Source organism: Rhodococcus sp. (in: high G+C Gram-positive bacteria), from assembly GCF_049286785.1.
Lineage (GTDB): Bacteria > Actinomycetota > Actinomycetes > Mycobacteriales > Mycobacteriaceae > Rhodococcus_F.
The window spans coordinates 1-6,146 of sequence record NZ_JBAQEO010000687.1; the positions used below are offsets into that span (position 1 = coordinate 1).

The window sequence follows — 6,146 nt, forward strand, 5'->3', positions numbered from 1 at the left end:
CGGGGTGGGAACCGGGTCAGGCTTCCCAGGGTGCGGGGATGGGGTAGTAGTCCTCCAGGAACCGGGTGACCTTCTCGGTCCGCAGTTCGAGGTCGACTTCGGGGGCGCTGCCGTCGTTGAGGCAGAAGAAGTCCATCGACCGTTTGGTGAGCAGGGAGTCCATTTCGCGGAACCCGGACTTCATGGTGGTGTCCACGTACTTCACACGTGCCGCCGTCTGCACCACCGCGCGGCCGGTCAGCAGCGCGTAGTAGTGGTACAGCGAATTGGTGACGGAGATGTTGGAACTGGCCCGGAAGGTGCTTGCCGCGGTTGCGGCGAACTCCTCCGGGAACTCCCTCTCCATCTCTGCCATCACACTCTTCCGCAATGGAGTCGCGGCGTGCTCGAGGTGACGCGTGGTCATCTTCCCGAAACGGTCCTGCAGCAGCTGACGGTTGACGCGGGCCGCGTTCTCGAAGCCGCTACGCTGGTTGTCGTTCTGTCCCAAGCCGATTCGGGTGGTGGCCTCGATGAACATGCTGATGCCACCGGGGGAGAAGAACATCTGGGGGTTCACCGCGCGCCCGAAGAACATGTCGTCGTTCGAGTACAGGAAGTGCTCCGCGAGCCCCGGAATGTGGTGGAGCTGGCACTCCACCGCCTGTGAATTGTGGGTCGGCAGCACCGACTGGTCGGCGAAGAACTCTTCGCTGCGCACGAACGTGACGCGGGGATCGTCGGCCAGCCAGGCCGGCCGTTCGGAATCGGTGGCGACGAAGATCCGCCGGATCCACGGTGCGTACATGTGGACGGACCGCAGCGCGTACTTCAGCTCGTTGATCTGCCGGAAGCGGGCTTCGGAGTCGTCACCCTCACCCACCACGTAGTGCTGCATCCGCTTGGCACGTTGCGCCTGGAACTCCGCGGACGAGCCGTCTACCCAGGAAAACACCAGGTCGATGTCGAATTTGATGTCCGACGCGTGGTCGGCGAACATGTTCTCGATGGTGGGCCAGACGCAACCGAACCGTTCGACCGTGCCGCGGACCGCGTCCTCCGGCGGCAGTGTGCGCCGGGTCAGCGAGTTCTCGATCGGCAACACGATCTCGTCGTCGCCCATCGACCACAATTCGATCTGCACGCCGGTCGACGCCCCGTAGCTCAGTCCGCTCGCGACGTGCACCCGCGGCCGGAACAACCGGAAGATGCGTGCCTTCGATGTTGCGGACAGGCTGCCGTCGGCGACGAGGAGTGCCGGCCGCTTCTTGGTGTCCACCGCCTTCGAATAGAACGGAACGTTCTGGCAAGCGCTCACCAACGCCTCGCGCAGTTCCTTGCGCTGGTCCCGGTTGACGGCGATCACGGGCCGTTCGTCGTTGCCGCGGACCAGAAGGTATTCGATGCCGGCACGGTCGAGAACGTCGCGGATGAACAGCAGGTCCTCGACCATCGCCTCGTGCGGGGTGGTGGCAGTGATCGGGACGGCGAAACGAGTCTTGAATCGGATGACATCAGGCTTGTCGAGCAACCTCGACTGGGCTTCGGGCGATGCGTGCGCGACAGAATCGCCCGTCTCCTGCTCCGGTGGTACGAGGTAGAAATCATGGGGAGCGGAAGAGTGCGTGATGTCAGTGTCCTTTCAAGTGGGTGTCGCGACTGCGATGTGGGCCATTCTAGATCCAGTTCGGGCATGTCGCCTAACGCCGAACTGTTAAATTTGCGCTGGTCAATCCCGGACAGTGAAGAACGAGTCGCCGTCCTCGGCCGCCCCGTCGATCTGTCCCCTATCGGTGCGCGAATCCTGCACGATCACGCCCTCCACGACATCGGCGTGCTTCAACCCGAGCACGGGAATGTCGATTTCCTCTTCGTCGAGGGGGAACTGATCGACGTCCTCGGACAGTTCGTCGTCGGGGAGCACCGACACCGGGATCTCCAGGGGTTCCTCGAGTGCCACGTCGGGCTCTTCTTCCGACAGTTTCGCGTCGAGCGACTCGCCCTCGCGTTCTTCGCGTGCAGTGGTGCCGAACCTGTCGGCTTCACACCAGGCGTCCGGTGGGTCGACCACGTCGTCGCCGTCGTTGTTCCGCACCTCGTCGGAGTCGAGGCTCTCGCTCGGGTTCAGCGTGTAACCGGGACCGTCTTCGGTACTCATGGGCACCGATTGCCCAGATCTGCGCTGGTCGAAACGTGATTCGGGTGGTTCAGCGGGGTGAGGTGACCCGCAGCAGCGACTCGAGTGCGGCAACCTGTGCCGGAGACCACGGTGCTGCTTGTCCGCGGCCGGAATCGATGTGCACGAGGACAGCGGTGACCTCGGCAGCGAGCACGTCCTCCTGGGAGACCGCGACCCCGACCGTGATGGAACTCGTTCCGATCTTCTCGAGCACTACCTCGATGTCTGAGTCACCGACGAACAGTTCGTGCCGGAAATTGCTCGACACGTTCACGGCGACGGTTCCGGACACCGGATCGAGGACGTCTCCGCAGGCGTCGACGAGTGCCCGGACCCAGGCCTGCCCCACAGCCCGATGCACCCAGTAGAAGGGCACGTGGCGCTGCATCGCTTCCGAGGCGTCCGGGCCGGTGTCGTTCTGCAAGGTGATCGTGAAGTGAGGCACCGACCGGACATTACCGACGTGCCTTCCGGCCCTCCAACCGGGGATCTATCTGTTAGGAAGGACACATGGCCGGAACCAACGGAAGCACCGATGCACCGGAGCGAGGCGGAAGCGACGCGTTCGAGGACGTGGTCGCGCTGCTGAACTATCCGATGTTCGTGGTCACCACGCAGGCGGACGGGGAGAGGTCCGGATGCCTGGTCGGCTTCGCGTCGCAGGTGAGCATCAACCCGCCGCGCTTTCTGATCGGGCTGTCGAACAAGAACCACACCTTCGAGATCGCGTCCGGAGCGGAGCGTCTCGCGGTTCATCTGGTCGGCCGGGACAACCTGGAACTGGCCAGGCTGTTCGGCGAGGAGACGGGCGACGAGGTCGACAAGTTCGCGCAGTGCGACTGGCGGACGGGGCCGCACGGATTGCCGATCCTGGAGGACGCCTCCGCGTGGTTCAGCGGACGGATCCTCGAACAACTCGCCCTGGGTGACCACGTCGCGTTCCTCCTGGCACCGGAGACCGGCTTCGCGCCCGACACCATAGGTGACTTGGTCACGTTCTCCGATGTGCGCGACTTCGAACCGGGACACGAAGCATGATGCCCCGGATGCGGGCGTTGCGCCCGAGTCCCGACGACGAGTCGGCGGAGCAGTTCTACTGTGACCCACCGGACGGCATCCGGGTGAACATGGTTGCCGGACTCGACGGTGCTGCGGCGTTCGGCGGACGCGTCCGGCCCCTGTCGGATGCGGTGGATCATGAACTGCTCCGTGCCCTGCGCGTGTATGCCGACGTGGTGCTCGTCGGCGCGGGCACCGTCCGGGCGGAGGGTTACGGCCCCGTCCGCCTGACCGACGAGGAAGCCCGGTATCGCCGCGAGCGGTGGGCACTCGAATCCGCGCCGCCGATCGCTGTCGTCACGCGGACCGGCAACATTCCACTCGACTCACCGATGTTCACCGGTGAGACCAAGCCCATCGTCGTGACGACCGAGCGGGCCGCAGGCGCCCTCGATACGGCCCTCACCGACGCCGCGGACATCCTCGTCGCCGGTAACGACACCGTGGACCTACCGGCCGCAGTTGCCGCGTTGCGGGCCCGTGGCTTGCGCCGAATCCTCTCCGAGGGCGGTCCCACCCTGCTGGACGATCTGGTCTTCCATGATCTGGTGGACGAGATGTGCCTGACCCTGGCGCCGAGGATGGCGGGTCCCCAACCGCAGCCGGCCTCGACCGGGCCGATGCTCGAGGCGCCGCGGACATTGACCCTCGAGCACGTTCTGGTCAACAACGACTTTCTCTATCTGCGGTACGGCCGCGGTCCCGTGCGCGACTGACCTCGGCGGGGATACAGGACCGGCTTCGGCGTCGGGAGACGCGTTATCCCGGCAGCAGTGCCCGCACGGCGTCGATGGTGTCGGCGTCGGCGGGCTCCTTGTCCGGCCGGTAGCGCAGCACCCGCGCAAACCGGAGGGCGACACCGCCGGGATAGCGCGAACTCACCTGCACCCCATCGAGTTCGATCTCCACGACGAGTTGCGGATGCAGGTACACGGTGTGCTGATCGCGCGAGCGTTCGTGGCGGGGAAACTCCTCCGTCTGCCAGGCGAGAAGTGCGTCGGTCAGGCCCTTGAACGTCTTCCCGACCATGATCGGGTCGCCGCCGTCCGGGTCGCGCGCGCCGAGGTGCAGATTCGACAGGTACCCGGTACGCCGGCCGTACCCCCACTCGGCACCGAGCACGACCAGGTCGAGGGTGTGTTCCGGTTTCACCTTCTGCCATGCCCGCCCGCGCCGCCCCGCCGCATAGCGGGCGGTGAGCGACTTCACCACCACACCTTCATGGCCGGCCGCGAGCGCGTCGTCGAAATGGAGTGCCGCCCCGTCCGTGTCGGGACGGATCAGCCCCGGAATCCGGTGTTGCGGAGCGACCCGTTCCAGTGCGTCCAACCGCTCCTCGAGCGGCGCATCGAGCAGATCTTCGCCATCGAGGTGCAGGCAGTCGAAGAAGTACGGGTGCAGAAGCAGATCCCGAGTGCTGTGCGCGCCGAACCGACTCATCGTCTCCTGGAAAGGCCGGGGCCGGCCGGAATCGTTCAAGGCCAGCGTCTCGCCGTCGAGCACCGTTGACGTGCAGTCCAGGTTGGCGACCAGGTCGACGAGTTCGGGTACCGTGCCGGTGATCTCGCGGAGCGTGCGGGTGAAGACACGTACCTGGTTACCGTTGCGATGCACCTGAATTCGGGCGCCGTCGAGTTTGTATTCCACCGTGACGTCGCCGCCGAGTTCGGTCCATGCCCCGTCCAGCGACTCGGCGGGGGAGGCCAGCATCGGACGGATCGGCCGTCCCACCTCGAGGCGGAACAGGGTCAGCGCATCCGCGCCGCCTTCGAGCGCCGCGACTGCAGTGGCAGGGAGGCGTCCAGAGAGCATGAAGGCCCGGCGAACCGGTTCGACGGGCAGACCTGCGGACGCCGCGATCGCGTCGGTCATGACACCCTCGAGCGCACCCTGGCGCAGGTCGCCGGTCAACAAGCGAATCAGGAAGTCCCGTTCGTCGACAGTCGTTCGTGAGAACAGCTCCGTGAGCAGCTCGTGTCGCCGTGCGGTCGAGCCGGATCCGGAGGTGCCGGCCAGTTCCGTCAACACCGTGTCGACGTCGGATACCGTCATCGATGCCACCCCGGCCGACGACGGCTGCAGATCGGCCAGGGTTCGCCAGCCGATGCCCAGCCGTCCCTGCGGCAGCTCCCCGGAGAGCCATGCGACCGCCGGCTCCACCTCGTCCGGTGCAAGCTCGGTCAACAGCGCCCGCAGCGACTCGATCTTCACCTTGCGGGAGCGGGTGGCGCCCACCGCCACCGACGTCGCGACGATCTGTGAAAACAGCACAACCCGACCGTATCCGGATCACGCTCGCAGTGTGGTGCCGTCGACCACAACGTTCGCCCGCTCCGGATAGAACGACACGTGGTCGTCGATGCCGGACGCCTCCGCGGTCGTGAACGGGTAGTACCAGGCGACATCTTCGGCGGCAGTGCCGTCCGGCCCGGTGAAGGACAGATACGACGCCGTGCCCTTGTACGGGCACGCGGTCTTCGTGTCGGATGCGGTGAAGAACTCGGAACGGACGTCGATCCGCGGAATGTAGAACCGCACCGGGAGCGATGTCTCGAACAGCAGTTTCGGCCGGTCGGTGTCCGCGACGACGGTGTCGCCGATGGATACGCGAACATGCCGGGACGAGGGCAGCACGTCCACCCGCACGTACGGGTCGCGGGCATGGACGAAGACCTGCTGATCCTCCTCGTACCAGGCGTCCATCTCGTTCCAGTAGAACGCAACATACGCGCTGAGGTCGAGGGAGTCGATGAGCTTATGGTCGTAACCCCAGACGGCCTGCTCGGCGCGGCGGTCGCCGACGACGAGATCCCAGTAACGCGCCGTGCCCTTCCACGGACAGTGTGTGGTGGCGTCGACGGGTTCGAGAAACTCGGTCCGGATGTCGGCGCGCGGCCTGTAGTAGACGGGACTGCGGCCCTTCTCGAAC

General features: G+C 65.7%; 7 protein-coding genes. 2 read left to right on the plus strand and 5 right to left on the minus strand.

Annotation, left to right across the window (positions count from 1 at the left end; all coding sequences use genetic code 11):
* Positions 1 to 16: 16 nt before the first annotated feature.
* From WAW17_RS24960 to WAW17_RS24970, 3 genes are all read right to left on the minus strand, one after another.
* Positions 17 to 1,510, minus strand: a complete 1,494-nt coding sequence (locus WAW17_RS24960; RefSeq protein WP_422335565.1) for a stealth family protein — start codon at positions 1,508 to 1,510, stop codon at positions 17 to 19.
* A 198-nt stretch (positions 1,511 to 1,708) separates the two neighbouring features.
* A complete protein-coding gene (locus WAW17_RS24965; RefSeq protein ID WP_422335566.1) occupies positions 1,709 to 2,137 on the minus strand; it encodes a hypothetical protein in 429 nt (142 codons plus the stop codon).
* A 49-nt stretch (positions 2,138 to 2,186) separates the two neighbouring features.
* Positions 2,187 to 2,603, minus strand: coding sequence for an acyl-CoA thioesterase (locus tag WAW17_RS24970; RefSeq protein ID WP_422335567.1), 417 nt, complete (start codon positions 2,601 to 2,603; stop codon positions 2,187 to 2,189).
* A 65-nt stretch (positions 2,604 to 2,668) separates the two neighbouring features.
* Between WAW17_RS24970 and WAW17_RS24975 the strand changes: the two genes are divergently transcribed.
* Together WAW17_RS24975 and WAW17_RS24980 are read left to right on the plus strand one after the other, a co-directional pair.
* Positions 2,669 to 3,196, plus strand: a complete 528-nt coding sequence (locus WAW17_RS24975; protein ID WP_422335568.1) for a flavin reductase family protein — start codon at positions 2,669 to 2,671, stop codon at positions 3,194 to 3,196.
* The gene (locus WAW17_RS24980; protein ID WP_422335571.1) at positions 3,196 to 3,933 is read left to right on the plus strand and encodes a pyrimidine reductase family protein; all 738 of its coding nucleotides are present in this window, start codon (positions 3,196 to 3,198) and stop codon (positions 3,931 to 3,933) included. The genes WAW17_RS24975 and WAW17_RS24980 overlap by 1 nt, the downstream gene beginning before the upstream one ends.
* Positions 3,934 to 3,976: 43 nt before the next feature.
* Here WAW17_RS24980 and WAW17_RS24985 read toward each other — a convergent pair whose 3' ends face one another.
* Together WAW17_RS24985 and WAW17_RS24990 are read right to left on the minus strand one after the other, a co-directional pair.
* Complete coding sequence (locus tag WAW17_RS24985; protein ID WP_422335569.1) at positions 3,977 to 5,488, minus strand: ATP-dependent DNA ligase; 1,512 nt, start codon at positions 5,486 to 5,488, stop codon at positions 3,977 to 3,979.
* 18 nt (positions 5,489 to 5,506) lie between these two features.
* The coding region (locus WAW17_RS24990; RefSeq protein WP_422335570.1) for a DUF427 domain-containing protein at positions 5,507 to 6,146 on the minus strand (640 nt) is incomplete at its 5' end.

Coding starts and splice junctions, on each gene's coding strand:
- WAW17_RS24965 (WP_422335566.1), bottom strand. CDS start 2,137: ATGAGTACCGAAGACGGTCCCGGTTACACGCTGAACCCGAGCGAGAGC.
- WAW17_RS24975 (WP_422335568.1), top strand. CDS start 2,669: ATGGCCGGAACCAACGGAAGCACCGATGCACCGGAGCGAGGCGGAAGC.
- WAW17_RS24980 (WP_422335571.1), top strand. CDS start 3,196: ATGCCCCGGATGCGGGCGTTGCGCCCGAGTCCCGACGACGAGTCGGCG.